Here is a 2208-nt window from a genome sequence, read left to right as displayed (position 1 = left end):
TGGCGATCGCTCCCCTGATGACCTGGTTCTTTCGCTCGACCCGCTGGGGGCTCTTTATCCGAGCGGTGGGCGATAGTCCTGATGCGGCGTTAGCCATGGGCGTCTCGATCTTCAAGGTGCGAATGCTCAGCATTGTGGCAGGCAGTTTCCTAGCAGGCATTGGCGGCGCGTCTCTCTCGCTGTACTACCCTGGTGTATGGACAGAGTTGGTGTCTAGCGGTCAGGGCCTCATGGCCGTAGCCTTGGTGATTTTTGCCCGTTGGCAGCCCATGCAGTGTCTCTGGGCCTCGCTGCTCTTTGGCGGTGCTCAGGCCCTTGGCCCGGCTCTGCAATCCGTGGGGATTACCCAAGGCTATTACTTGTTTAACGCTGCCCCCTATGTGTTGACCTTGGTGATTATGGTGATCACCTGTTCCCCCACCCGCACCATGACCGGCGTTCCGGGAGCCCTAGGGAGCGATCGCTAGGGAGAAAATCTGTCGGTTGGGTCAAGTAACGACCTATCTGATGCACCTACAGATAATTCAACGATCGTGACACCTTTCATGGTGTGACCTATAGATTCAGTCAAGTATAGTCAGTACAGCCTGCAGTAAAGGAGATCTAACCATGAGCGGATTAGGCGGTCTCAATAAATCGCCCAACGGTGTCGTGATGGGAATGGTGCAATTACAGTTGCCTACGGTGGTGACGCCGGCGGATCTGGCGGCCCAAACCCAGCGAATTTGCGACTTGGTTGCGAAGGCTCGACGCAATATGCCTACCATGGATCTCGTGGTCTTTCCTGAATATGCCCTGCATGGGCTATCCATGGATACCAATCCAGAGATCATGTGTCGGCTCGATGGGCCAGAAGTAGCGGCATTTCAGCAAGCCTGCATCACCCATCAGATCTGGGGCTGTTTTTCGATCATGGAATACAACCCCCATGGAAATCCCTACAACAGCGGCTTAATTATTGATGACCAAGGGCAGATCAAGCTCTACTATCGTAAGCTGCATCCTTGGGTGCCTGTGGAACCCTGGGAACCAGGAAATATTGGCATCCCTGTCTGTGAAGGCCCCAACGGCAGCACCCTGGCGTTAATTATCTGCCATGACGGTATGTTCCCTGAAATGGCCCGGGAATGTGCCTACAAAGGTGCGGAGATTATGATTCGCACAGCGGGCTATACGGCTCCCATCCGCCACAGTTGGCAGATTACCAACCAAGCTAATGCTTTCTGTAACCTCATGTATACCGCATCGGTTTGTATGTGCGGCACCGACGGCACCTTCGATTCTATGGGCGAAGGGATGATGGTCAACTATGACGGTACCCCCTTGGTGATGGGTAGCCATCGCCCAGATGAAATTATCACGGCGGAATTTCGCCCTGACTTAGTTCGAGAGGCGCGGCGACATTGGAGTGTCGAAAATAATATCTACCAATTTGGCCATCGAGGTTATGTGGCGGTGAAAGGCGGAGCCCAAGACTGTCCCTACACCTACATGAAAGATTTGGTAGACGGCTCCTATCGTTTGCCTTGGGAGGATGAGGTGGTTCATACCGACGGCACCTCCTGTGGCTTTGAGGCACCCACCCGCCTCTATCGGGGTGAAGAACTGCCATCTGAAACGGCAACTGCGTAGGGAGCATTAACCATGGGTACGTTTGTAACGGCTGATCCCTATCCTTATCCCTACAACGGCGATCTGCGTCCTGAGAATACGGCGCTGATTATCATTGATATGCAGACCGACTTCTGTGGAGAAGGTGGTTATGTGGATAAGATGGGCTATGACTTGTCTCTGACCCGTGCGCCGATTGAACCGATTAAACGGCTTTTGTCGGTGATGCGGGAGAAGGGATTTCATATTATCCATACCCGCGAAGGGCATCGTCCTGATCTATCTGATCTGCCGGCCAATAAACGATGGCGATCGCAGCAGATTGGTGCGGGCATTGGCGATCCGGGCCCCTGTGGCAAAATTCTGGTGCGGGGAGAGCCGGGCTGGGATATCATTCCTGAACTAGCGCCGCTGCCAGGAGAGGTGGTGATTGATAAACCCGGTAAAGGTTCTTTCTATGCCACGGATTTAGACCTCATCCTATCCCGCCAAGGTGTCCAAAATATCATTCTCACGGGCATCACCACTGATGTCTGTGTTCACACCACCATGCGCGATGCCAACGATCGCGGCTACGAATGTTTGATGGTCTCCGAC

At 53.7% G+C, this 2208-nt stretch carries 3 protein-coding genes; all 3 read left to right on the top strand.

What is annotated here, in order from left to right:
* Positions 1-467, top strand: a 467-nt coding sequence (locus V6D20_24980; protein ID HEY9819036.1) for a hypothetical protein, incomplete at its 5' end; no start/stop codon positions are given.
* 142 nt (positions 468-609) lie between these two features.
* Positions 610-1632 (top strand): formamidase, encoded by a 1023-nt coding sequence (locus V6D20_24975; protein ID HEY9819035.1) that lies wholly within the window; start codon positions 610-612, stop codon positions 1630-1632.
* Between the two features lie 12 nt (positions 1633-1644).
* On the top strand, positions 1645-2208 hold a 564-nt coding region (locus tag V6D20_24970; GenBank protein ID HEY9819034.1), incomplete at its 3' end, for an isochorismatase family cysteine hydrolase.

Source organism: Candidatus Obscuribacterales bacterium (genome assembly GCA_036703605.1).
Classification (GTDB): Bacteria; Cyanobacteriota; Cyanobacteriia; order RECH01; family RECH01; genus RECH01.
The sequence above is the reverse complement of the archived record's forward strand: the minus strand, read 5'-3'. Positions and strand labels throughout refer to the sequence as shown.